At 52.0% G+C, this 24,033-nt stretch carries 18 protein-coding genes; 11 read left to right on the top strand and 7 right to left on the bottom strand.

Features of this window, described 5'->3' with window-relative positions; genetic code table 11:
- Window positions 1-95: 95 nt before the first annotated feature.
- Both greA and K1X45_RS05275 read left to right on the top strand, forming a co-directional pair.
- Window positions 96-569, top strand: a complete 474-nt coding sequence (gene greA, locus K1X45_RS05280; RefSeq protein WP_022711704.1) for a transcription elongation factor GreA — start codon at window positions 96-98, stop codon at window positions 567-569.
- Between the two features lie 3 nt (window positions 570-572).
- Window positions 573-1,652, top strand: coding sequence for a glycosyltransferase family 4 protein (locus K1X45_RS05275; protein ID WP_220160021.1), 1,080 nt, complete (start codon window positions 573-575; stop codon window positions 1,650-1,652).
- A 48-nt stretch (window positions 1,653-1,700) separates the two neighbouring features.
- On the opposite strand, the gene K1X45_RS05270 is transcribed toward K1X45_RS05275, so the two are convergent.
- Together K1X45_RS05270 and K1X45_RS05265 are read right to left on the bottom strand one after the other, a co-directional pair.
- The gene (locus tag K1X45_RS05270) at window positions 1,701-2,171 is read right to left on the bottom strand and encodes an Lrp/AsnC family transcriptional regulator (RefSeq protein WP_022711706.1); all 471 of its coding nucleotides are present in this window, start codon (window positions 2,169-2,171) and stop codon (window positions 1,701-1,703) included.
- Window positions 2,172-2,424: 253 nt separating this feature from the next.
- Entirely contained in the window at window positions 2,425-3,825 is a 1,401-nt protein-coding gene (locus K1X45_RS05265; RefSeq protein ID WP_220160389.1) for a TrkH family potassium uptake protein, read from the bottom strand.
- 378 nt (window positions 3,826-4,203) lie between these two features.
- Between K1X45_RS05265 and trxB the strand changes: the two genes are divergently transcribed.
- Both trxB and K1X45_RS05255 read left to right on the top strand, forming a co-directional pair.
- Window positions 4,204-5,163: a thioredoxin-disulfide reductase gene (gene trxB, locus K1X45_RS05260; RefSeq protein WP_116087810.1), complete on the top strand. Its 960-nt coding sequence runs from the start codon at window positions 4,204-4,206 to the stop codon at window positions 5,161-5,163.
- Between the two features lie 340 nt (window positions 5,164-5,503).
- Complete coding sequence (locus tag K1X45_RS05255) at window positions 5,504-6,409, top strand: LysR family transcriptional regulator (RefSeq protein ID WP_022711710.1); 906 nt, start codon at window positions 5,504-5,506, stop codon at window positions 6,407-6,409.
- 417 nt (window positions 6,410-6,826) lie between these two features.
- Here K1X45_RS05255 and K1X45_RS05250 read toward each other — a convergent pair whose 3' ends face one another.
- Complete coding sequence (locus K1X45_RS05250) at window positions 6,827-8,029, bottom strand: pyridoxal phosphate-dependent aminotransferase (protein WP_220160020.1); 1,203 nt, start codon at window positions 8,027-8,029, stop codon at window positions 6,827-6,829.
- 475 nt (window positions 8,030-8,504) lie between these two features.
- The gene (locus tag K1X45_RS05245; RefSeq protein WP_022711712.1) at window positions 8,505-8,714 is read right to left on the bottom strand and encodes a cold-shock protein; all 210 of its coding nucleotides are present in this window, start codon (window positions 8,712-8,714) and stop codon (window positions 8,505-8,507) included.
- Between the two features lie 70 nt (window positions 8,715-8,784).
- On the opposite strand from K1X45_RS05245, the gene K1X45_RS05240 reads away from it, so the two are divergent.
- A complete protein-coding gene (locus K1X45_RS05240) occupies window positions 8,785-9,084 on the top strand; it encodes a hypothetical protein (protein WP_220160019.1) in 300 nt (99 codons plus the stop codon).
- A gap of 15 nt (window positions 9,085-9,099) precedes the next feature.
- Here K1X45_RS05240 and carB read toward each other — a convergent pair whose 3' ends face one another.
- Window positions 9,100-12,591 carry a carbamoyl-phosphate synthase large subunit gene (carB, locus tag K1X45_RS05235; protein WP_220160018.1) on the bottom strand — a complete coding sequence of 1,164 codons (3,492 nt, stop codon included), beginning with the start codon at window positions 12,589-12,591 and terminating at the stop codon, window positions 9,100-9,102.
- A gap of 322 nt (window positions 12,592-12,913) precedes the next feature.
- On the opposite strand from carB, the gene K1X45_RS05230 reads away from it, so the two are divergent.
- The gene (locus tag K1X45_RS05230; RefSeq protein WP_116087806.1) at window positions 12,914-13,825 is read left to right on the top strand and encodes a neutral zinc metallopeptidase; all 912 of its coding nucleotides are present in this window, start codon (window positions 12,914-12,916) and stop codon (window positions 13,823-13,825) included.
- Window positions 13,826-14,037: 212 nt separating this feature from the next.
- On the opposite strand, the gene carA is transcribed toward K1X45_RS05230, so the two are convergent.
- A complete protein-coding gene (carA, locus tag K1X45_RS05225; RefSeq protein ID WP_220160017.1) occupies window positions 14,038-15,258 on the bottom strand; it encodes a glutamine-hydrolyzing carbamoyl-phosphate synthase small subunit in 1,221 nt (406 codons plus the stop codon).
- Window positions 15,259-15,874: 616 nt separating this feature from the next.
- On the opposite strand from carA, the gene K1X45_RS05220 reads away from it, so the two are divergent.
- Window positions 15,875-16,330 (top strand): GatB/YqeY domain-containing protein, encoded by a 456-nt coding sequence (locus K1X45_RS05220; RefSeq protein ID WP_022710976.1) that lies wholly within the window; start codon window positions 15,875-15,877, stop codon window positions 16,328-16,330.
- A gap of 54 nt (window positions 16,331-16,384) precedes the next feature.
- Here K1X45_RS05220 and K1X45_RS05215 read toward each other — a convergent pair whose 3' ends face one another.
- Window positions 16,385-18,061 carry a Na/Pi cotransporter family protein gene (locus K1X45_RS05215; RefSeq protein ID WP_075656065.1) on the bottom strand — a complete coding sequence of 559 codons (1,677 nt, stop codon included), beginning with the start codon at window positions 18,059-18,061 and terminating at the stop codon, window positions 16,385-16,387.
- A 530-nt stretch (window positions 18,062-18,591) separates the two neighbouring features.
- Between K1X45_RS05215 and dnaG the strand changes: the two genes are divergently transcribed.
- The 4 genes from dnaG (at window position 18,592) to K1X45_RS05195 (ending at window position 23,956) form a co-directional block, all read left to right on the top strand.
- Window positions 18,592-20,565, top strand: a complete 1,974-nt coding sequence (gene dnaG / locus K1X45_RS05210) for a DNA primase (protein ID WP_022710978.1) — start codon at window positions 18,592-18,594, stop codon at window positions 20,563-20,565.
- Between the two features lie 459 nt (window positions 20,566-21,024).
- The gene (gene rpoD, locus K1X45_RS05205; RefSeq protein WP_220160016.1) at window positions 21,025-23,046 is read left to right on the top strand and encodes an RNA polymerase sigma factor RpoD; all 2,022 of its coding nucleotides are present in this window, start codon (window positions 21,025-21,027) and stop codon (window positions 23,044-23,046) included.
- 56 nt (window positions 23,047-23,102) lie between these two features.
- Window positions 23,103-23,396 carry an HlyU family transcriptional regulator gene (locus tag K1X45_RS05200; RefSeq protein WP_220160015.1) on the top strand — a complete coding sequence of 98 codons (294 nt, stop codon included), beginning with the start codon at window positions 23,103-23,105 and terminating at the stop codon, window positions 23,394-23,396.
- 113 nt (window positions 23,397-23,509) lie between these two features.
- Window positions 23,510-23,956, top strand: a complete 447-nt coding sequence (locus tag K1X45_RS05195) for a YcgN family cysteine cluster protein (protein ID WP_051139026.1) — start codon at window positions 23,510-23,512, stop codon at window positions 23,954-23,956.
- Window positions 23,957-24,033 lie beyond the last annotated feature (77 nt).

Raw genomic sequence — 24,033 nt, 5'->3', positions numbered from 1 at the left:
TCTCATTTTTTGTTTCTGCATTTTCGTGGTTTTATGACTGCGGGGTGCTTTAGCGCGATTGAAGACCGCGCATCAGGCATGAGAAAGGACAGGGCATGGAAAAGTTCCCTATGACACAGGCTGGCTTCGATCAGCTGAAAGAGGAACTGCGCTGGCGTCAGCAGGAAGAGCGTCCGCGCATTATCGAGGCGATTTCGGAAGCGCGCGCGCACGGCGATCTTTCTGAAAATGCCGAATATCATGCAGCCAAAGAAGCACAGAGCCTCAATGAAGGCCGTATCGGTGAAGTTGAAGACTTCATCGCCCGTGCTGAAGTGATCGATATTTCAAAGCTGACAGGTACGACCATTAAATTCGGCGCGACTGTTACGCTCATTGATGAAGACACCGAAGAAGAGCGCATTTATCAGATCGTCGGCGATCAGGAAGCGGATGTTAAAAAAGGCCGTATTTCTATCTCGTCACCGATTGCGCGTGCCTTGATCGGTAAAAGCGCAGGCGATACTGTGGAATTCAATGCACCGGGCGGCGCCCGTTCCTATGAAATCCTTGGTATGAGATTTATTTAACCAGTGCGCGTATCCCTTTCTGACACTGATATTCTGGCTCCGAATTTTAAAAAGCGTCTCTCCGGCGTCACCTCGACGATTGTCCAGCTGGTGCCGGTGCAACGCAAAATGGGGATCAGGATTGCAGCTGTCGGGCGGGGATTGCCGGATGATCTTCCGCATGTGAATTTGCGTGATCTTGTCGGATTATGGCGCAAACCTGCGTCCGGCAAAAAATTCCGCATCTGGCATGCCCGCCGCAATGTTGAAATGCTGGCCGGTATTGTGATGCGCGATGTGCTGCGGATGAAGCTGAAGGTGATTTTTACCTCGGCTTCACAGCGCCATCATAAGAAATTTACCAAATGGCTGATCCGTCGTATGGACGGTGTTCTGGCAACCAGTGGCCGCACGGCGAGCTATCTGGACGTGCCGAATACTGTCAGCATGCACGGTATTGATCTGGAACAGTTCCGCCCGCCGCAAAGCACGCAGGATCGTTTCGCGGCAACCGGTCTGCCCGGAAAATATGCCATTGGCTGTTTTGGCCGTGTGCGGCATCAGAAAGGCACCGACCTTTTTGTCGATGCGATGATCGAGCTGTTGCCGCGCTATCCTGACTGGACGGCCGTGGTGGCAGGACGTGCTACAGCCGAGCATGTTGGCTTTGAAAAAGAACTGCAGGAAAAGGTCAGAAAAGCGGGGCTGGCTGACCGGATTATTTTTCTGGGTGAGGTGCCGTTTGTCAGTGCCGATCCTGCGGGCGACAGTATCAGTGCATGGTATCGCCGTCTGGATGTTTATGTGGCGCCGTCTCGCACCGAAGGTTTTGGCCTGACGCCGCTTGAAGCCATGGCTTCACGAACCGCAGTCGTGACCAGCGATGCCGGTGCCTATCCGGAAATCGTGATTGAAGGTGAAACCGGTTATGTTGTGCCGTCCGGTGCGACTATGGCACCTGCGATTGAAAACTATCTGCGTGACCCCGCACTTGCCGCACAACATGCGGAAAAAGGCTTGCAGCGGGTGCGTGAGTTTTTCCCGCTGGAACGCGAAGCGAAGACAATCGGTGATTTCTACCAACGGATTTTCGAGCAGACATAAATAAAGCCGGTTTTCACCGGCTTTTTCATTTTCTGAGATGTGTCGTGCTTAAATTGCGATCAGCACTTCGTCTTTGACCGGTTTGATGGTCAGTGCTGTGCGCACTGAATCCACATTCGGCGTAGCGGTCAGTTCTTCAATCACAAAAGTCTGGAACGCGTTGAGATTTGGTGCAACGCAATGCAGCAGAAAATCGGATTCACCGGACACCATCCATGCGCGGCGCACCAGCGACCAGGATTTGGTTTTCTCGGCAAAGGCTTTCAATTCGCCATCGGACTGGTGTTTCAGGCCGACTGAGCAGAAAGCCACCAGATCCTGACCGACAGCTTCACCTTTAATGATCGCCTGATAGCCCTGAATGATGCCGCTTTCTTCAAGCTTGCGCACACGGCGCAGGCATGGCGGTGCCGAGATGCCGACGCGTTCCGCCAGCTCGACATTTGTCATCCGCCCGTCATTTTGCAGTTCCCGCAGAATTTTCCAGTCAATATCATCAAGATCAACCTTAATCGGCATAGGAACTCCGTAAGAGGGTGGCAATAAAAGGGCTGTGAACTGCCGGAGGCAGAATGGAAGTCTCAGAAGTGCATAAAGCAATTATATAACAATAATGCAAGGCTCAGTGCCTGTGACGGGCTTTCCAAGAATTACTTTAGAGTCATTGCATTATATCATGAATGAAACAATGAGAATGGTTAATTGAAATTATCAACCATTCTGCATCATTTTCTTTTCCGGAACCGGATCAGTTTTTCGTGATTGTCACTGTTCAGCGTACCCAAAAGGCGCGGGTGAACAGAATGACCACAGTAATCAGCTCCAGACGTCCGGCGAGCATCAGATAGCTCAGCACCCAGAGCGCATTGTCATTGATGGTGGAGAAGTTGCCTGCAGGGCCGATGGTTTCGCCAAGGCCGGGGCCGACATTGGAGAGAGCGGTAAGCGCGCCGGTAAAAGCAGAGACAAAATCCAGCCCGAAGATTGACAATGCCATTGTGCCCAGTACCAGCGAGGCAAAATACAGAAACAGATAGAGCAGGGCGCTCTGGGCAATATCCGGTGTGATTTCCGATGAGCCGTAGCGGGCTTTGACAACAGCGTGAGGCATGACCAGACGGGTGAGGCTGGCTTGTGTGGTGCGCCACAAAATGATGATGCGGTTGATTTTCATACCGCCCGATGTGGAACCGGCACAGCCGCCGATAAAGGAGGCAAGAAAGAATACGCCGACCGCCGCAGGGCCCCAAAGTGTGTAATCCTCCATTGCAAAACCGGTGGTGGTGATAACGGAAATGAAATGGAAACCCGCGGTCAGCAAAGCAGTACCGAAAGGCATATCGGAGCTGATGCGCAGCATCACTGCCAGCCCGAATGTGAAGATAAGGATCAATGACAGGAAAAGCTTGACCTGCGGATCAAGCAGATTGGGCATTTGCTGCGGAATGACGGCTTTGATGAAAAGAATGAACGGCAGGGAGCCGAGCGTCATAAAGACCATAGCCACAATCAGAATGGCTTTATTACCGTCAAAAAAGCCGAAAGAACTGTCATGGGTCGAATAACCGGCTGTGGAGATCGTGGTCAGCCCGTGATTGATGGCATCAAACATGCCCATTCCGGCGGCAAAATATGCAACAATGCACAGGATAGTCAGGCCGCAATAAGCGACAATGATGCCGATCGCCAGCTGATTGACGCGTGGCAGAATTTTCTCGGACTTGTCCGAGGATTCCATATGGAAAAGCTGAACACCGCCAATGCGCAGAGACGGCAGCAGCAACAGCGCCAAACCGATAAACCCGATACCGCCGATCCAGCATAGCAATGAGCGCCAGATCAGAATACCGCGTGGCATCTGGTCGAGACCGGTCAGTGCTGTAGAGCCGGTGGCGGTAATGCCGGATGTGGATTCAAACAGGGCTGTCGCAAAGCTGATCGGCAGATGGGAGAAGTAAAACGGGATGGAGCCGAGCAGAGCAGCCGTTACCCAGAGCGAAACAGTGAGCAGAAAGCCGAGACGCGGCGAAAAGCGGACATGGCTGTTTTGCGTGGAGAGAAAGACCAGTGACGATACAACGGCGGTAAACAGGGAGGAGCGGATGAAAATCAGCCAGTCCGGTGTGCCGTCGCGCAGGTCAAACATTGCAGGAAACAGCATGGCGACGGCCATCATCATGCCTAAACGCGCGCAAATATTACTAACGAAGCGAAATATGATCCTGCCCTCTCGGCTGTAATAACTCTTCCCGTCAGCAGGACTGCCTGTTTATGCGTTAAGCAGCACGGGTTTGGTAACTCTATAGGAAAACTATAGGAATCTAGCAAAATTTTTATGCATTTCCTATGGGGGGGCAGACACAAAAGCCGATTTGTGACTTCTCAGAAACACACGCGCGGTTTTCTGGCCGATGGATAAACTTGCCTGTGATTAAGCCCCGCTTCAGCTTGTAATCGGAGACTGCGAAACCTAGTTTCACACTATCTGGGTGCAATACGGATTTCATTTTGTAATGCGCGGCAATGAAGTTACGCGGAAAGAGAAAAGTCTATGACACAGCGCCATGTTCCTGTCCTCATTATCGGTTCAGGACCTGCCGGTTACACGGCAGCTATTTATGCGGCTCGTGCCATGCTGAAACCGGTTATCATTACCGGTCTGGAGCAGGGCGGTCAGCTGATGATTACCACCGATGTTGAAAATTATCCGGGCTATGCAGAAACCGTGCAGGGGCCGTGGATGATGGAACAAATGGCCAAACAGGCTGAAAATGTCGGCGCTGAAATTGTCTATGATCTGGTGTCGGAAGTTGATCTGTCGAAGCGCCCGTTTACGGCGAAAACCGACAGCGGCGCGGTGTTTACCAGTGATGTTGTGATTATCGCGACCGGGGCTCAGGCCAAATGGCTCGGCCTTGAAAGCGAGCAGCATTTCATGGGCGGCGGTGTGTCTGCCTGTGCAACCTGTGATGGTTTCTTCTATCGCGGCAAGGATGTGATTGTTGTCGGCGGCGGTAATACTGCTGTCGAAGAAGCACTGTATCTTTCGCATATCGCTAAATCAGTTACTGTTGTGCATCGCCGTGACAGTTTCCGTGCCGAAAAAATTCTTCAGGAACGTCTGCTGAAGCGCGAAAATGTAAAAATCATCTGGAATCATGCGGTTGAGGAAATCACCGGTAATCCTGCCAATCCGCCGATGGGGCCGGTTGTAACCGGCGCAAGGCTCAAAGATACGGTGAGCGGTGCGATTACCGAGGTGAAAACTGATGGTGTGTTTGTCGCAATCGGCCACGCACCGGCGGTGTCATTGTTCAAAGATCAGCTGAAGATGAAGGATAGCGGTTATTTGTGGACTGCACCGGATTCAACCGCGACAAGCATTGAAGGTGTATTTGCTGCCGGTGACGTGACGGATGATATTTTCCGTCAGGCTGTGACTGCGGCAGGTATGGGCTGTATGGCTGCGCTTGAAGCTGAACGCTGGCTGGCGGCACAACCGGAAGCCTGAGTGGTTAAGCTCATGGTTTAAACAACCGGCACCTGATAATTCTGCACTGCAGAGCGGTTTTGAATGACCCTGAATCGCAAAATCGCTCTGTTTCATTGTTTCAGCTACATTTTCTTTGCAAAACCGGTTTTCGTTTTTGTTGAAAATGCTCTGGCTCTTTAAAGTTGCCACAAAATTTAGTTCTTTGTCTTGTGGCAGTTATAAGCTGATTCTGATTTACTGTCGGGCATCGGCGAGAAGTTGAAATGGGAAGTGCATAGCGGATGAACCGCATTGTGCCGGAGGATGAAAAGCAATGTCCGTTGCTATAAAGGCGGGCATTGCATGAAAAGGGGATAGTGTGGTGGCACCACTTGACTGGGATAAGCTACGCATTTTTCATGCCGCTGCTGAGGCCGGCTCGTTTACCCACGCGGCGCAGACATTGCATTTGTCGCAATCTGCGATCTCGCGTCAGGTCAGCGCGCTTGAGCAGGATGTCGGTGTGGCGCTGTTCTATCGTCATGCGCGTGGCCTTATTCTGACTGAACAGGGCGAAGTTTTGTATCGCACAGCACATGATGTGCTGATGAAGCTGGAAAATGTCCGCTCCAAACTCAATGAAAACCGTGAAAAGCCTTCCGGTCGCCTGCGTGTGACGACAACGGTCGGGCTTGGTTCCGGCTGGCTGATCGAGCGGATGGAAGAATTTGCCGATCTCTATCCGGATGTGCAGGTGCAGCTCATTCTCGATGATGAAGAGCTCGATCTGACCATGCGTCATGCGGATTGTGCTTTGCGTTTGCGCCAGCCGCAGCAGCCGGATCTGATCCAGCGCCGCATGTTTACCGTGCATATGCATGTTTATGCATCTGAAGGCTATATTGCCAAATATGGTAAGCTCAATGCTATTGAAGAGCTGGATGAGCATCGTATTGTAACCTTTGGTGAATCTGCGCCGTCCTATCTGATGGGGCTGAACTGGCTGGAAACAGCAGGCCGCACTGATGGCGGTGCGCGCATTCCGACCTTGCAGGTCAATAATCTGCTTTCCATTCGCCGCGCGGTTCTCAGCGGTGTCGGGATCGGGGTTCTGCCGGATTATATGGTTGATAAAACATCAGGGCTGGTGCGTTTGTTGCCGGCTTTGGGAGAGATTCCTTCCTTCGATACATTCTTCTGTTATCCGGAAGCGTTGAAAAATGCGGCCAAGCTGCATGTTTTCCGTGATTTCATTTTCTCCAAAGCGAGAAACTGGTCCTTCTGAAACAGACCAATTGACGCTAAAAAGAGCCGGTTTTACCGGCTTTTTTGTTGTTTAATACCCATCTGTGCAGAAAAACCGGTTTCAAGATGCTGAGCTATCTGAAAATGCATGGCTGCCTTGCAATATCGGGCGTTGTGAAATCAGGCTTAAAGGAGCATATACAACTCATCTTAGTGATGCGTCTCCTCCTCCCATTGCGCATCCTAAGTGTTCCCCTCTGAAGGCTTGTCCATATGACGCCTTCAAAATTCCAAGCCGGGCTTATGTCCGGCTTTTTTTTGTCCAAATTTCAGGGCGACAAAAGCCATCCCTTTTTTCGTATTCTATCTGACCCTGTTTATGCAGGCAGAGTTTTGTGCGTAATAAAAAAGCCCCGAACGATATGTTCGGGGCTTCAGATACTTTATGCGTTTCGTATTAGCGCAGAGAAGCGCAGAAACGCTGAATGCGGATGCAGGCCTCTTCCAGCAACTCTTCTGAAGTCGCATAGGAAATACGGAAGTTTGGTCCGAGACCAAAGGCTGAACCGTGAACAACGGCTACGCCTTCAGCTTCCAGTAATTCAGATACGAAATCTTCGTCGGTTTCGATAACCTTGCCCGAAGGTGCGGTTTTGCCGATCAGACCTGCGCAGGACGGATAGACGTAGAATGCGCCTTCCGGTGTCGGGCAGGTGATGCCGCTGGCCTGATTGAGCATGGAAACAACGAGATCGCGGCGACCCTGAAAGATTGCCTTGTTCTTTTCGATGAAATCCTGCGGGCCGTTGAGAGCTTCAACCGCTGCCCATTGTGCGATGGAGGAGGCACCGGAGGTCTGCTGCCCCTGAACCATATCCATAGCTTTAATCAGCTGCAGCGGGCCTGCTGCATAACCGATACGCCAGCCGGTCATGGCATAGGCTTTGGAAACGCCGTTCATGGTCAGTGTACGGTCATAGAGCTTTGGCTCAACCTGCGCAGGGGTCATGAATTTGAATTCGCCGTAAACGAGATGCTCATACATATCGTCGGTCAGAATCCAGACCTGCGGATGACGCAGCAGCACATCGGTCAGCGCTTTGATTTCGCCTTCAGAATAAGCAGCACCTGTCGGGTTGGAAGGCATGTTGAGGATCAGCCATTTGGTTTTTGGCGTGATCGCAGCTTCCAGATCGGCAGCCTGCAGCTTGAACTGGTTGTCCATTGTGGTTTCAACAGTCACCGGTGTTGCGCCGCACAGGGCAACGATTTCCGGATAGCTTACCCAATAAGGCGCAGGGATGATAACTTCATCACCCGGATTGAGGGTTGCCATCAATGCGTTGAAGAGGATCTGCTTGCCGCCGGTGCCGACAATGGTCTGTTCCCAGGTGTAATCCAGACCGTTTTCACGCTTGAACTTCGCAGCAATTGCCTTGCGCAGTTCAGGAATACCGGAAACAGGGGTGTATTTGGTTTCGCCGCGGGTGATTGCGTCGATGGCTGCCTGCTTAATATTATCAGGGGTATCAAAATCCGGCTCACCTGCACCAAGGCTGATAACATCTTTGCCCTTAGCTTTCAGCTCACGTGCTTTCTGGCTGACAGCGATTGTGGCAGATGGTTTTACGCGGGACAGTGCGTCGGCGAGGAATGCCATGATCATTACTCCTGAATGGAACTGGCGATCCGGCTGAAGAGCCGGAGGATAAAAGAAAACCTAAAACACAGCGCAATCTCCTCAACCGCGTGTGTTTAAGCGTTGCTGCCGGTGCCTGAGCAGCCGCTATAGCGACGTTGTTGAGCCCTTCGCGAGCGCAGATTGATCTGGTCGCATATGATATCCGGGGAGTTTACAGTTTTGAGGCTGTTTATGCCGGTGGGGAGCAACGCTGATATAGAGCCGGACTGTTCAGTCAGAGGCTACAGCTTTATGTCGCAATCACAGGCAAAGTGCAAGGAAAGCTTTTGCATCGCAGCGTAATTGCGGCGTTTTATATTTGGGATGTACAGAAAAAAGAAAAGGCGGGAAAACCCGCCTTTTATTCGATCCCAGATTGTCAGTCAGTGTGACCTCAACGCCCTGTATCTCAACCCTGAGCCGCATGAAATGCAGCTCTTAACCTTATCGCAAATTACATTGCAACGAGGTTGTCGGCAGATGAACGACCAGAGCGGCGGTCCTGCACGATTTCATAGGTGACTTTCTGGCCTTCATCGAGCTGAGCCAGGCCAGCGCGCTGTACAGCGGAGATATGAACGAACACGTCTGTGCCGCCCTGATCAGGCTGAATAAAACCGAAACCCTTGGTCGTGTTGAACCACTTAACTGTTCCCGTAGCCATGGGAAATTCCTTCAAGTTCATAGTAAATTCAGGTTCGCCTTGCGACGTTCCCGGTGGATCGAAGTTGTTGATGGAAGATCATGAGAAGCAAGGCGTTGCCGTGCGGGCCGCAAAATCACTCGACCGAAAATTCGATGAACTCAACATATGCGACATTTTTGACCAATACAAGGCGGCTTCTCAGGAAATCGCACATGGACAGAGAATAAATCTCCGGGAAACCTTTACAAAGCGCGAGAATATTTCTGCAAATCACCGCTCTCCGAAAAGTATCTCTGTAGAGTTCGATGCAGAGGCACGATGTATCCGGAGCAGGAATTACAGTGCTCAAAACACAAAAGGCAGCCTGATAAGGCTGCCTTTTGTTTGATTGTTTATGTGCTTATCAGGCTTTCTTGAAGTAATCCTGCAATGGACGAACCTCCAGTGATCCGGCCTTGAGCGCGGCAATCGCTTCAGAAACCGCCTCTGCACCAGCCAGTGTGGTGTAATATGGCAGTTTGTGCATCAGGGTCGCACGGCGGATCGACTTGCTGTCGGATACGGCGCTGACGCTGTCTGTGGTGTTGAAGACGATATGCACCTGACGGTTACGGATGGCGTCTTCAATATGCGGACGGCCTTCCAGAACCTTGTTGACCTTGGTGGCTTCGATGCCCTGTTCAGCCAGATAGCGCTGTGTGCCGCCGGTTGCCAGAACTTTAAAGCCGAGGTCTGCCAGACGCTTAACAGGCGCTACGATACGCGCTTTGTCTTCATCACGGACGGAGACAAACACTGTACCGTCGCGTGGCAGATCAACGCCTGCACCGAGCTGTGATTTTGCAAAGGCCAGAGCATAGTCATAATCAAGGCCCATGACTTCACCGGTCGAGCGCATTTCAGGTCCGAGCAGGGTGTCCACACCCGGGAAGCGGGCGAACGGGAACACGGCTTCCTTCACGGCGATGTGGCGCTGTGCTTTTACATCAGGCTTGCCGCCATAGGCAGCCAGTGCCTGTTCAAGGCTTTCACCGGCCATAATGCGTGCTGCAACCTTGGCAATCGGTGTGCCGTTGGTTTTAGCCACGAAAGGCACGGTACGCGATGCACGCGGATTGACCTCAAGCACATAGACTACATTGTCTTTGATCGCATATTGCACGTTCATCAGACCGCCGACATTGAGCGCCTTGGCCATGGCAATGGTCTGGCGTTCGAGTTCAGCAACGATTTCATCGCTCAATGTGTGAACCGGCAGGGAGCAGGCTGAGTCACCGGAGTGAATACCGGCTTCTTCGATATGTTCCATGATACCGGCAACATAAGCGTCTTTACCGTCGCAGAGGCAGTCGACATCCACTTCGATAGCATCGGTCAGATAGGTATCGAACAGCAGCGGGTTTTTGCCCAGCAGTGTGTTGATCTGGCCGGTTTTATCATTCGGATATTTGGCTTTAATATCTTCGGTCACCAGTTCAGGCACTGTTTCCAGCAGATATTTCTGCAGCATACGCTCATCATGAATGATCTGCATGGCGCGGCCACCCAGCACATAAGACGGGCGAACCACCAGCGGGAAGCCGAGGTCGGCAGCGATCAGGCGAGCCTGTTCAACGGAATAGGCAATGCCGTTTTTCGGCTGATTGAGGCCGAGCTTGATCAGCAGCTTCTGGAAGCGGTCACGGTCTTCAGCAAGATCGATAGCATCCGGTGAGGTGCCGAGGATCGGAATATTGGCTTTTTCCAGTGCATTGGCGAGTTTCAGCGGGGTCTGACCGCCGAACTGTACGATCACGCCGTGCAGAGTGCCTTTTTCCTGCTCTTTGCGCAGAATTTCGATCACATCTTCATCGGTCAGCGGTTCGAAATACAGACGGTCCGATGTGTCATAGTCCGTGGAAACCGTTTCCGGATTACAGTTGATCATGATCGCTTCATAACCGGCATCGCTCAGCGCGAAAGCCGCATGGCAGCAGCAATAATCGAACTCGATACCCTGACCGATACGGTTAGGACCGCCGCCGAGGATCACAACTTTTTTGCGCTCGGAAACATCCGCTTCACAGGCTTCAACACCTGCAAACGGCGTTTCATAGGTTGAATACATATAAGCCGTTGGCGAAGAGAATTCCGCAGCGCAGGTATCAATGCGCTTGAAAATCGGATGCACGCTCAGTTCTGCACGATGTTTGGCAACATCCTTGGCATCTTTGCGGATCAGGCTTGCAAGGCGGCTGTCTGAGAAGCCCATGGCTTTCAGATAGCGCATATTTTCCGCATCCTGCGGCAGGCCATGTTCACGGACGCGATCTTCGGTCGCGACGATCTCGGCCATCTGTTCAAGGAACCAAGGATCGATCTTGCAGGCTGCATGAATTTCGTCAAGCGGCATGCCGAGACGCATGGCCTGTGCAACCATACGCAGACGATCCGGTGTCGGTGTGCCGATAGCTGCGCGGATTGCGCCTTTTTCATCGCCGTCTTCAATATTCGGGATTGCGATTTCATCCAGACCGGTCAGACCGGTTTCCAGACCGCGCAGAGCTTTCTGCAGGCTTTCCTGGAAGGTACGGCCGATAGCCATCACTTCACCGACCGATTTCATCGCGGTGGTCAGAACATTGTTGGCGCCCGGGAATTTCTCGAAAGCGAAACGCGGGATTTTGGTAACAACATAGTCAATGCTTGGTTCAAACGAAGCAGGTGTTGCACCGCCGGTAATATCGTTTTCCAGCTCGTCCATGGTGTAGCCGACAGCCAGCTTGGCAGCGACTTTAGCAATCGGGAAGCCGGTTGCTTTGGATGCCAGTGCTGATGAGCGGGACACACGCGGGTTCATTTCAATAACGATCAGGCGACCGTTTTCAGGATTAACCGCGAACTGTACGTTCGAGCCGCCGGTTTCAACGCCGATTTCGCGCAGAACTGCAATCGAAGCATCGCGCATGATCTGATATTCTTTATCAGTCAGCGTCAGGGCAGGGGCAACAGTGATACTGTCACCGGTGTGAACGCCCATCGGGTCGATATTTTCGATCGAGCAGATGATAATGCAGTTGTCCGCTTTGTCGCGTACAACTTCCATTTCATATTCTTTCCAGCCGAGCACGGATTCTTCAATCAGCACTTCGGTGGTTGGCGATGCATCGAGACCGCCTTCAACGATTTCAAAGAATTCCGAGCGGTTATAGGCAATGCCGCCGCCGGTGCCGCCGAGGGTAAAGCTCGGGCGGATAATGGCCGGCAGGCCGACATGATCAAGCGCCTGTGCTGCCAGACCCATAGCATGGGTCATGTAGCGCTGCTTGCGGTCAGTTTCGCCGAGCTGCCATTCGGTTTCCAGCTTGTCGAGTGCTTTGTCGAGATCGTCGCCGGAGAGCTTGGCTTTCAGATCTTCACGTTTGATCTTATGGGCTTTGCGGTCTTCGTCTTTTACATCCGTGGCATTGGCCAGCATGGACTTTGGTGTTTCGAGGCCGATTTTAGCCATGGCTTCGCGGAACAGCGCGCGGTCTTCGGCTTTATCAATCGCTTTGGCATCAGCGCCGATCATTTCCACATTGTAGCGGTCAAGCACGCCCATGCGCTTCAGCGATAGCGCGGTGTTCAGTGCAGTCTGGCCGCCCATGGTTGGCAGCAGCGCATCAGGGCGCTCTTTGGCGATGATCTTGGCAACAACTTCCGGTGTGATCGGCTCAATATATGTAGCATCCGCCAGATCAGGATCTGTCATGATTGTGGCCGGATTGGAATTCACCAGAATGATCCGGTACCCTTCTTCTTTCAGGGCTTTACAGGCCTGTGTGCCTGAATAGTCAAATTCACATGCCTGACCGATAACAATTGGTCCCGCTCCGATAATCAGAATCGATTTGATGTCTGTGCGTTTTGGCATGGTCTCATCCTGTGTTTAGCGCTTATTCGGCTCTGCGACAAAAGCCCGAACGGTATGACCGTCGGGTTCAGAGGCTATATGATGCGTCTGGGCTAAGCGTGTCTTATAGGTAATCAATTTGCGGAAAGTAACCCCTTAAATACGTTATTTGGGAGAAAATATGCGTTTATAACAATTCTTATTGAAATTTGACCGGTTGTCAGCCTGTTTTGAAATGTCCTGTGTTTTATCTTTGCTAAATAGACCGCGGGCAGAGTAGCGGGCAGAACATTTCCGTTTTATTATAGCTGCCACAGAATTATGTAAAATAAGGAGAGCGCTGATGCGCTGGCAAGGTCGCGAAGAGAGTGACAATGTTGAGGATCGCCGTGGGAATGGCGGAGGTGGTCTGAGAGGCGGTGGCGGACTCGGCGGGCCGGGTTTCCGTGTTGTGCGCGGCGGCGGGCTTTCCGGCATTCTTATTCTGGGTGTGATGGCACTTGTTTTGTGGATGGCCGGTATTAATCCGCTGCCTATCCTTTTCGGTGACGGCTCCATCCAGAGCACGCAGACGTCGGGCGGCTCTTCCAATATTGGTGCTTCCACGCCGCGTGCCGATGATGAAGCGGCCAGTTTCAGTCGTGTTGTTTTGAAAGAAACAGAAGAAGTCTGGAGCGGTATTTTCCAGTCTGCCGGTCAGACCTATAAAAAGCCGGTTCTGGTGCTGTTTGACGGTCAGGTAAGATCCGCCTGCGGTTTTGCTTCTGCTGCCTCGGGGCCTTTCTACTGCCCGGGCGATCAGAAAGTTTATATCGATCTGAGTTTCTACCGTGAACTGGATAAGCGTTTCGGCGCTTCCGGCGACTTTGCCCATGCCTATGTGCTGTCGCATGAAGTCGGCCATCATGTGCAGAACCTGCTCGGTATTCTGCCGAAATTTAACCAGATGCGCCAAAGTATGAGCGAAGCACAGTCCAATGCCATGTCCGTGCGCGTGGAATTGCAGGCTGATTGCTTTGCCGGTGTCTGGGGTAAATTCACCGAGCAGAAAGGTCTGCTGGAGCAGGGCGATCTCGAAGAAGCTCTGAACGCCGCCCATCAGATCGGGGACGATACTTTGCAGAAGCGTTCGCAGGGCTATGTCGTGCCGGAAAGCTTCAACCACGGTACCTCTGAACAGCGTGCCAAATGGTTTAAGCGCGGCTTCGATACAGGACGTGTTGATGCCTGTGATACTTTCAACAACCCAATCTAGGGTATCCAAGCCCTGACGGTCTGCAAATGGTGTTTATCTCAACTTCCGGTGCTCACGTACCTTAAGTACGCTCCGCTCCGGTTCTCGATAAACATCATTTTCGCCACGTCATCATCTTGGATACAATGTCGCGTTTGATAGTAAAATACGAAGAAATGAAAAAGGCCGGTGAAAATCACCGGCCTTTCTTATTCGTGTCCTGCTTTGGAAGCTCAGGCCGCTTCGCGTTCCGGCAGAGGCTCCTGACCCTTGCGTGCGCGGATCAGGTTGATAAAGCGGCGGAACAGGTAGAACGAGTCTTCTGGACCCGGAGAAGCTTCCGGATGGTGCTGTACCGAGAAGACCGGCTTGCCGATAATCCGCAATCCGCAATTTGTACCGTCAAACAGCGAGATGTGGGTTTCCTCCACGCCTGAAGGCAGGCTGTCCGCATCCACTGCAAAGCCGTGGTTCATCGATACGATTTCAACTTTACCGGTTGTGTGGTCTTTCACCGGATGGTTGCCGCCGTGATGACCCTGATGCATTTTCACAGTCTTGCCGCCTGTTGCCAGTGCCAGCATCTGGTGGCCGAGGCAGATACCAAACAGCGGAATATCAGTTTCAATCAGCTTTTTAATGGTTGGCACTGCATATTCACCGGTAGCCGCCGGATCGCCAGGGCCGTTGGACAGAAATACGCCGTCCGGATTGTGCGCCAGAATATCTTCAGCGCTTGCAGTAGCCGGAACAACCGTTACCTTGCCGCCGAGATCTGCAAACAGACGCAGAATGTTACGTTTGATACCATAGTCAACCGCAACGACATGGAACTGTTCTTCTGTCTGGCTGCCATAGCCTTCATTCCAGACCCATGACTTTTCTGTCCATACGGAAGACTGGCCGGAAGTAACATCTTTGGCGAGGTCGAGGTCTACGAGACCTGCCCAAGCGCTAGCGCGTTTTTTCAGAGCAGGAATGTCGAAATTGCCGCTCGGATCATGAGCGATCACGGCATTGGCTGCGCCTTTTTCACGGATCAGGGCGGTCAGTGCGCGTGTATCAACATTGCTGAGGCCTATAATGCCGTGCTGCTTCAGCCACTCGTCGAAATCCTGAGTGGCGCGGTAGTTTGAAGGGGCAGTAATATCAGCCTTAATAATTGTGCCGACTGCGCCGGAGCGGCTGGCCGGATTAAGGCGCTCGCTGTCTTCTTCATTGGTGCCGACATTGCCGATATGCGGGAATGTGAAAGTTACGATCTGGCCTGCATAGGACGGATCGGTCAGAACTTCCTGATAACCGGTGAGGGAGGTGTTGAAGCAGACTTCCGCTTCAATCGCGCCGACTGCGCCGACACCTTTGCCTTCGATCACTGTGCCATCCGCCAAAACAAGAACAGCTGTTGGCTTGGAAGTCGTCCAGGGTGCGGTTTTGGGTGTGGTTTCGGTCATTGAGGCACTCCTGATCAAAATTGCGCGCTGTGCTGTGGGGCGTGTCGCGTCCGGAACCGGCTTTGTGGTCGGCCATCTGAACGGCAACTATGTGTTATATGTGCAGATGCAACCCGGTATGATAAACACCAGATGTGCAAAAACGCGCCGGATACAATGAGCTCCGTCGCGAGAATGAAAAAAATCTTCTGCTAAGATTAATAATGTAAAGAAATCTTGCCCTGCGGTCAATTGCTGTGACGGATATTTTCGCGGGAAAAGCGGCGGCCTGTACGCGGCCAGTAATTTGGGCTTATCAAAACAGTCAGAAAAAGCCGGTTTCTGCTTGCATATTGCGGAGGCATAATGAGGTTGCGCGAAGAAAATAAGCTGATGGTTTTGCCAAGGCTGCAAATTGCGCTATAAGGCCTTTGATTTGCTTATTCCGGCCAGCTTTATTGCATTCAGGAGCGTATCGCCTTTATTCTGTTTTGTGCGCACGCTCTGATTTCTGTAAAATTTGCATCATGCGCGTGTTTATAAAAAGACAACTGACCGCGCCTTGCTCTGACCGGATTTTATAAATTTAACAGGCCGGATATGAATATATAGTGCTGTCCTGCCAAGGAGATAAGAAATGCTGCGTCAGGAAATTTCGCAAGCTCTGACAACGGCTATGAAAGCCCATGAAAAAATGCGTGCTTCAACGCTGCGCCTGATTATGGCTGCTCTGAAGGATCGCGACATTGCCAATCGCGGTGCAGGCAAAGATCCTGTATCGGATGATGAGATTCTGGCAATTCTTGCCAAGATGATCAAGCAGCGTGAAGAATCCGCCAAAATGTACGAAGAAGGCAATCGTATTGAACTGGCTGAAAATGAACGCGCTGAAATCGAGATCATCAGAGAATTTCTGCCTCAGCAGTTGAGCGATGAAGAAATCCGCGCCAACAGCGCCGCTGCCATTGCCGAAGTCGGTGCGGAAGGCCTGCGCGATATGGGTAAGGTAATGGCGGTTCTGAAGGAGCGTTATACCGGCCAGATGGATTTCGCTAAGGCCAGCGGTGTGCTGAAAGAACTGCTCGGTAGCTGATCCTGAATAATTGAGAAAAAGAAAAAGCCCGCGATTAACGCGGGCTTTTTTGTTTCAGCTTTCCGTTACTGTTTTCAGGCGGGTGCCGCCGAGCATGCCTTTTTCTTCCAATACCGGATAGGCCATTGAAGCCAGCAGCGAATTGATCTGCTTGAGATCGCGGATCGTATCCAGATGGATCGAACTGGTCTCGACACTGCGCACAGTTCCTTCACGCAGGCGCTGGAAATGCATTTCGCTGGTGCGTTTCTCCATATCGCGCAGATGGTCTTTTTCATGCACGAGCTGGCGCGCCGTATAGCTGTCACGCGACACCAATACGTTGAAGGCCAGATGCGCATTGGAAACGACCATGGCGTGGAATTCGGTCAGTTCGTCCCAGCCTTCTTCTGTGAACTCCAGCTTACGATCCATCTTCTTCTGCACATGGGCAAGCATATTGCGCACAATAATATCGCCGACCTGTTCCAGCTTAACGCAGGCACCGAGTAGTTCCTGCGTGCGCAGAGCTTCATCTTCGCTCAGGTTTTTGGTCGCCAGTTTCGCCAGATAGAGCTTGATGGCGGCATGGCGGGCATCCAGACGGTCATCCAGTTTTGCCAGTTCATTAATGCCGACCTGATCCGGTTTTTCATAAAGATCCATAATCCGGCGCAGCATCACGTCAACGGTTTCACAGGTGCGTACAACTTCACGGGTTGCATTGCCGAGGGCAAGCGGCGGGGAGTTGATGACGCTCATATCCAGCGCGCTGATTTCCTGCGTGAATACAGTTTCTGCCGGTGCTTCCGGTTTGGCTTTAAGATTGACCAGTGCTTCCGTGGCGCGCAGCACAAGTCCTGATAGCGGAATGCCTGCAATCAGAATAATCGTATTGAACAGGATATGCGCATTCACAACCTGACTGACCGGATCGGAGCCGAGAAACTCGACCGGCGGTTTAAAGGACAGAAACAGGATCAGAATAACCAGTGAGCCTGCGCCGCGCATCAGCAGATTGCCGAGCGGCACCACGCGGGTTTCCGGCGGGGCATTGCGTGTGAGCAGGGGGGCGATGATAGAAGAGCCAAGATTGACGCCGAGCACCATCACCACCGCCAGATCCGGCTGAATGAGGCCGCGTGAGGCGAAAGATGTGAGTAGGATGATGGCGGCGATTGATGAATGGAACAGCCATGTCATCAGCGCTGCAAGCAGATAGGTGGTAACCGGATCGCTTGCCAGATAATTGACAATCACCGGCAGCAACTGACTGTCGCGCAATGGTGTTGTCGCTTCACCTGTGAGTTCAAGCGAGAGAATAAGCAGGCCGATACCGACCAGAATCTTACCATTCTGCCGCCAGAACAGCCGCTCGGAAGACATGGAAATGAATGTGCCTGCCACAAGCGCCAAAGGCACCAGCAAAGTCAGGTCATAGCTCAGGATTTTAACGACAAGGGCAGAGCCGAGCTCGCCGCCGCGCACGGCCATAAGGCCGGCCACGCCGCTGACAAAGCCTGCGCCGACAAAAGAGCCGACCAGCAAAGTGACGGCCGTGGAGCTTTGTAGGGATACAGCCAGCAAAACACCGAAGCTGACCGCCAGAAGCGGTTTTTGCATATATTTGCGCAGTCGTCGGCGTAAACGGTCGCCATAGGCGCTTTCAACGCCTGCCCGAACCATACGGGTTGCCCATAAAAGCAACGCGACTGCCCCTGCAAGATGCAGGAGGACGACTGAACCATTCAAATGCGTATTCCTTTTTTATTACCGGATGATTAGCTCATCCTTTGTGGTTCCCCGGATTGTCTCCGGATGCTCCGTTCCTGTTCGCGCATGCACAACATTGCTGCAGTGATTTGGCGGAATGATCAGGACGGATAAAATGCAGTGCGAAAATCATGCACTGGCTAATCAATCTAGGCACATTATGCTTAATTTGGAAGAGGGATTTTACCTCTAACAGATGGTATTTAAAGTTTTTATGACAAATTTATGACAGTTAGCCGACTAAATCAAAATCCTGCATTTTCAGGTGCTGAAGGATAATATTGCTGTCCCGTTGTATAAGATGATAAGCGATAATTATGACAACTGTGCTACCCGCTTATAGGAGAGGCTGCACTTGCACAGGAGCGGGCATGTGAGTATCGGGGAAAGATGCGTTGTTGAGGCGTGTTTTTCTGTATTCCGTGCTATTAAGGTGAGGGGGCAAGTCTGATGTCCCCCCGAAGTCAGTATTGTTCTGGCAAGAGAACTGAGAGAGAATTTAAAGGCGTATGCGTTTCCCCCCGTCCTTCCTTGATGAAATCCGCGACCGCGTTCCGATATCGTCTGTGATCGGGACACGCGTGAGTTTTGATCGCAAGAAAACCAATGCGTCCAAGGGGGATTTCTGGGCGTGCTGTCCTTTTCATGGTGAAAAAAGCCCGAGCTTTCACTGTGAGGATCGCAAAGGCCGCTATCATTGTTTCGGCTGTGGTGTGACGGGCGATCATTTCCGTTTTCTCACCGAGCTTGAAGGTTTGAACTTTCCTGAGGCGGTCGCACGTATTGCTGATATGGCCGGTGTGCCGATGCCGGTTATGGATGCCGAGCAGCAGAGACGCGAAGAAAAGCGCGGCACGCTCTATGATGTGATGGAACTGGCCGCAGCATTTTTCGAAGATCAGTTGCAGGCATCAGTTGGTGCGAAAGCCCGTTCTTATTTGCGTGACCGTGGCTTAAATGCGCAGACGCAGGCTGAGTTCCGCATTGGTTATGCGCCGGAAGGCCGCAATATTCTGAAAGAATATCTGGCCTCTAAAGGCGCAACCCGCGAACAGATTGAAGCATGCGGCATGGTTGTGCATGGTGAAGGCATTGCAGTGTCTTATGACCGTTTTCGTGACCGCATTATGTTTCCGATTACTGACAGCCGCAATCGCGTAATCGCCTTTGGCGGACGTGCAATGTCACCGGATGCACCTGCGAAATATCTCAACTCACCGGAAACCGAACTGTTTCATAAAGGTCGTGTGCTCTACAATATGGTGCGCGCGCGTCGTGCCTGTCAGGCGCAAAATGGCGAAGAAGCCAAGCCTGTGATTGCGGTTGAAGGCTATATGGATGTGATCGCACTGGCGCAGGCCGGTTTCAACGAGGTTGTAGCGCCGCTTGGTACAGCGCTGACCGAGGAGCAGATGGCTTTGCTCTGGCGGATCAGCCCTGAGCCGGTTTTGTGCTTTGACGGTGATCAGGCCGGTCTTCGCGCAGCCTATCGTGCGGTGGATACCGGTTTGCCGAATTTGCAACCGGGCAAATCACTGGCTTTTGCCTTGTTGCCTGAGGGCAAGGATCCTGACGATCTGGTCAAGGAGCAGGGTGCTTCCGCATTTCGTGTCGTGTTGCAGGATGCCAAGCCGCTGGCGGAAATGCTGTGGATGCGGGAAACGGCTGGCGGCAATTTTGAAACGCCGGAACGCCGTGCCGAGCTGGATGCACGGATGCGCACCCATGTGGCGCGTATCAAGGACGAGAGCGTCAAACATTATTACAGTCAGCATATGCGTGAGAAATCGCAGAGCTTCTTCGGCCCTAAATGGGGGCGGCAGAATGCCGGTAAGCAGGCAGGTGGCTTCGGCGGTAAGGGTAATTTCCAGCCGCAGCGCGGTAAAGGTAGCGGTTTCGGTGGTGGCTTTGGCAACGCGGCCTCAACCAAGGCTTCTGACAGTCTGACCCGTTCCGCGATTGTGAAAGGTGGTTCATCCGCACCAAGTCTGCGTGAGGCGACGATCGTTCTGACGCTGATTAATCATCCGGCGCTGATTGATGAGAATTTTGAGGTTGTAGCCACTTTGGAACTGACCCATGCGGGGCTGACGGCGCTTCATGCCGCGGTTCTGGATGTGATGGCCAGCCATCTTGCCGAAGACGGTAAGATGATGCGTAAAATCCTCAATGAAAACGGTTTTTCTGAATTGCTGGATGAGCTGGAGCTGGTGGTACGCCGTGCGCGTCTGTGGCCTGCAACGCTGCTGGCAGCCGAAGATGATGCCCGCGAAGCCCTCAAACAGGCGATGCACTTGCATCTGCGCGCACGGACACTACATAAGGAACTAAGAGCCGTAGAAGAAGCTCTTTCCACTGAAGCGTCAGCCGAGGTTTTTGCGCGTTTGATTGATATTCAGAGCGAAATTCGCAAGGCCGATGCAACCGAAGCGCTTATTGAAGGGTTCGGTCAGTCTTCAGGACGCCCGCCCGGCGGTTTCTGAGGATAAGCAGATACGTGAATAAGGTCGCCAAACAGAGATAATTTGAACAAAAACTGCTCAGAACTGCATTGTTCGGTGCTTAACCGGCGTCACTCTGTCGCGAATCTGCATAAATGATTCGCTTTTTCCATGCGAATCATATGAGTCGCATTCTTTAATTGTATCGGTGAGAGTTCGTTCGTCGCTGAAAGGCGATAATACACAGCATCTGAACAATGTCATTACCGGAGTTTATGACCGGTATGAGGTCAATACGGGGCTGAGAAGGCTCTGTAAATATGAAATTTGCAAACCGTTGTTTTAATTGCCGCAGCCGGTAATCAGCACGGTTAATCCGGTTTTAACGCGAAAGCGCTATTGCCGATACTATCGATAGTCACGGGGCATAACGCGAATCGTTTGTTTTGTTGTTCATTCTGCCCGATGGACAAAACAAACTGATCGTCTGGAGATAAATATATGGCAACGAAGGCAAAGGAAAACGAAGAAGCTGAAGTCGAGCGCGATGGCGCGCCCGATGGGCCGCTTCTCGACCTTTCGGACGACGCTGTCAAGAAGATGATTAAGCTCGCCAAGAAGCGTGGCTATGTCACGATGGACGAGCTGAATGCCGTGCTGCCTTCTGAGGAAGTAACATCCGAGCAGATCGAAGATACAATGTCGATGTTGTCCGATATGGGCATCAATGTTGTTGAAGATGACGAGCAGGATGCCGACGCAGAAGAGCGCGACGATGACAGCGAAGAAAGCGGCGGTGATCTGGTAGAAGCCGGCGGTACCGCGCTGGCGACAACGACCACCAAAAAAGAGCCGACAGACCGTACCGATGATCCGGTGCGTATGTATCTGCGCGAAATGGGTTCGGTTGAACTCCTGTCGCGTGAAGGTGAAATCGCGATTGCCAAGCGTATTGAAGCTGGCCGCGAAACCATGATTGCAGGGCTTTGCGAAAGCCCGCTGACATTCCAGGCTCTGATTATCTGGCGTGAAGCACTGAACGACCAGCAGATTTTGCTGCGCGAAATCATCGATCTTGAAACCACTTATGCGGGTCCTGAAGCCAAACAGGCGCCGGTGATCGAGCGTGTGGAAGAACAGCCTGCGCGCGGTGATGACAAGGGTGGCCGTCGCTCGCGCGATGACGATGATATCACCAATGTCGGCGGTGAAATTCAGGAAGAATATGACGAGGATGAAGACGATGAGGCCAATCTGTCGCTTGCTGCGATGGAAGCCGAATTGCGTCCTCAGGTCATGGAAACCCTCGATCTGATTGCTGATACCTATAAGAAACTGCGCAAATTGCAGGATCAGCAGGTTGAAGGACGTCTGGCTGCTGCCGGTGAATTGTCGACCTCTCAGGAGCGCCGCTACAAGGAACTGAAAGATCAGCTGATTAAGGCCGTTAAGTCGCTGTCGCTGAACCAGAACCGTATTGAATCGCTGGTTGAGCAGCTTTACGACATTAACAAGCGTCTCGTTCAGAACGAAGGTAAGCTCCTGCGTCTGGCGGAATCTTTCGGCGTGCGCCGTGAAGAATTCCTCAAAGAATATCAGGGCAATGAACTTGACCCGAATTGGACTGACCGCCTTGCAACTCTGACAGCCCGTGGCTGGAAGGATTTTGTTGCTAAGGAAAAACGCGGCATTGATAATCTGCGTTCGGAAATCCAGAATCTGGCCACTGAAACCGCGATATCGATCGGCGAATTCCGCCGCATTGTTAATCAGGTGCAGAAGGGCGAGCGCGAAGCAACCATTGCCAAGAAGGAAATGGTTGAAGCAAACCTGCGTCTCGTGATTTCCATCGCCAAGAAATATACCAACCGTGGTTTGCAGTTCCTTGATCTTATTCAGGAAGGCAATATCGGCCTGATGAAGGCGGTTGATAAGTTTGAATATCGCCGTGGTTACAAGTTCTCGACCTATGCGACATGGTGGATCAGACAGGCGATCACCCGTTCGATCGCGGATCAGGCACGTACCATTCGTATTCCGGTGCATATGATCGAAACGATCAACAAGATCGTTCGTACATCGCGCCAGATGCTCCATGAAATCGGCCGTGAACCGACACCGGAAGAACTGGCTGAAAAGCTGGCTATGCCTTTGGAAAAAGTGCGTAAGGTGCTGAAAATCGCCAAGGAGCCTATCTCCCTTGAAACACCGGTGGGTGATGAAGAAGATTCACATCTGGGCGACTTCATTGAAGATAAGAATGCGCTGCTGCCGATTGATGCGGCCATTCAGGCAAACCTGCGTGATACCACGACCCGTGTTCTGGCATCGCTGACCCCACGTGAAGAACGTGTTCTGCGTATGCGTTTCGGTATCGGTATGAACACCGACCATACGCTGGAAGAAGTCGGTCAGCAGTTCTCGGTTACCCGTGAACGTATCCGTCAGATCGAGGCGAAAGCACTGCGTAAGCTCAAGCATCCGAGCCGTTCGCGTAAATTGCGCTCGTTCCTGGATAGCTAAAAAGCATAAGAAAGTGCCGTCATCCCTGTGGTGGCGGTATTTTGTTAGGGGTTGTAATGTCTTTTCTTAAACGTCTTTTTGGTCTTGGCGGCTCAGAAGCTGCTGACAGCAAAGCACAGGCTGAGCCGGTCAGCAGTGAGCATAAAGGTTTTGTCATTCTGGCAACGCCGTTTGCCGAAGCCGGACAGTTTCAGACCTGCGGTCTGATCCGCAAGGAAATCGCTGGCGAGATGAAAGAACATAAATTCATCCGCGCGGATCGTTTCGCAACCATGGATGATGCGGTAAATATTACCCTCATCAAAGCCCGTCAGATTATTGACGAGCAGGGCGACAATTTATTTCGTTAAACCGAGGCGAAATTGACGAGACATAAGGCCCGGTTTACCGGGCCTTTTATTTTGAAATTGATTTATCCGGCTGCAGTAAATTTGCTAAAATGCTGCGGGAAGGTGAGGACGTTATGAAGAAACCATTCTGGCAAACCAAAACATTGCGTGAGCTGAACAAGCAGGAGTGGGAAAGCCTTTGTGATGGCTGCGGCCAGTGTTGCCTGCATAAATTGCAGGATGATGATACCGACGAGATTTACGGCACCAGTGTTGCCTGTACTTTGCTGGACGGTACAAGCTGCCAGTGCTCGGATTATCCGAACCGCAGAAAAACTGTGCCGGATTGCGTATTCCTGACACCGGAAATTATTGAGACCGTGCGCTGGTTGCCTGAGACCTGCGGCTATCGCCGTGTGTCTGAGGGCAGGGATCTGGAGTGGTGGCATCCGCTTGTTTCCGGCTCCAAAGAAACAGTGCATGAAGCCGGTATTTCCGTGCGTGGCAAGATCACTGCCTATGATCATGATCTGCCGGATGAAGAGGCATATCTGAAACATATGACCGGTCACATTGCCTGATAAAAAGTGATCAGATGAACTGCAAATGAATGATTGATTGCTGCTGCATTCAGAAATAGCCTGCTAAATATTGGATA

It is taken from the genome of Pseudochrobactrum sp. Wa41.01b-1 (assembly GCF_019464455.1).
GTDB lineage: Bacteria > Pseudomonadota > Alphaproteobacteria > Rhizobiales > Rhizobiaceae > Pseudochrobactrum > Pseudochrobactrum saccharolyticum.
This window is presented reverse-complemented; position numbering and strand designations above follow the sequence as displayed.

Bases quoted from the DNA above. Each gene is read 5' to 3' on its own strand.
- rpoD (WP_220160016.1), top strand. From the start codon at position 21,025: ATGGCAACGAAGGCAAAGGAAAACGAAGAAGCTGAAGTCGAGCGCGAT.
- K1X45_RS05230 (WP_116087806.1), top strand. From the start codon at position 12,914: ATGCGCTGGCAAGGTCGCGAAGAGAGTGACAATGTTGAGGATCGCCGT.
- K1X45_RS05195 (WP_051139026.1), top strand. From the start codon at position 23,510: ATGAAGAAACCATTCTGGCAAACCAAAACATTGCGTGAGCTGAACAAG.
- greA (WP_022711704.1), top strand. From the start codon at position 96: ATGGAAAAGTTCCCTATGACACAGGCTGGCTTCGATCAGCTGAAAGAG.
- K1X45_RS05270 (WP_022711706.1), bottom strand. From the start codon at position 2,171: ATGCCGATTAAGGTTGATCTTGATGATATTGACTGGAAAATTCTGCGG.
- K1X45_RS05265 (WP_220160389.1), bottom strand. From the start codon at position 3,825: ATGGCCGTCGCCATGCTGTTTCCTGCAATGTTTGACCTGCGCGACGGC.
- dnaG (WP_022710978.1), top strand. From the start codon at position 18,592: ATGCGTTTCCCCCCGTCCTTCCTTGATGAAATCCGCGACCGCGTTCCG.
- K1X45_RS05240 (WP_220160019.1), top strand. From the start codon at position 8,785: ATGGAAGATCATGAGAAGCAAGGCGTTGCCGTGCGGGCCGCAAAATCA.
- K1X45_RS05245 (WP_022711712.1), bottom strand. From the start codon at position 8,714: ATGGCTACGGGAACAGTTAAGTGGTTCAACACGACCAAGGGTTTCGGT.
- K1X45_RS05200 (WP_220160015.1), top strand. From the start codon at position 23,103: ATGTCTTTTCTTAAACGTCTTTTTGGTCTTGGCGGCTCAGAAGCTGCT.
- K1X45_RS05220 (WP_022710976.1), top strand. From the start codon at position 15,875: ATGCTGCGTCAGGAAATTTCGCAAGCTCTGACAACGGCTATGAAAGCC.
- carA (WP_220160017.1), bottom strand. From the start codon at position 15,258: ATGACCGAAACCACACCCAAAACCGCACCCTGGACGACTTCCAAGCCA.
- trxB (WP_116087810.1), top strand. From the start codon at position 4,204: ATGACACAGCGCCATGTTCCTGTCCTCATTATCGGTTCAGGACCTGCC.
- K1X45_RS05250 (WP_220160020.1), bottom strand. From the start codon at position 8,029: ATGGCATTCCTCGCCGACGCACTGTCCCGCGTAAAACCATCTGCCACA.
- carB (WP_220160018.1), bottom strand. From the start codon at position 12,591: ATGCCAAAACGCACAGACATCAAATCGATTCTGATTATCGGAGCGGGA.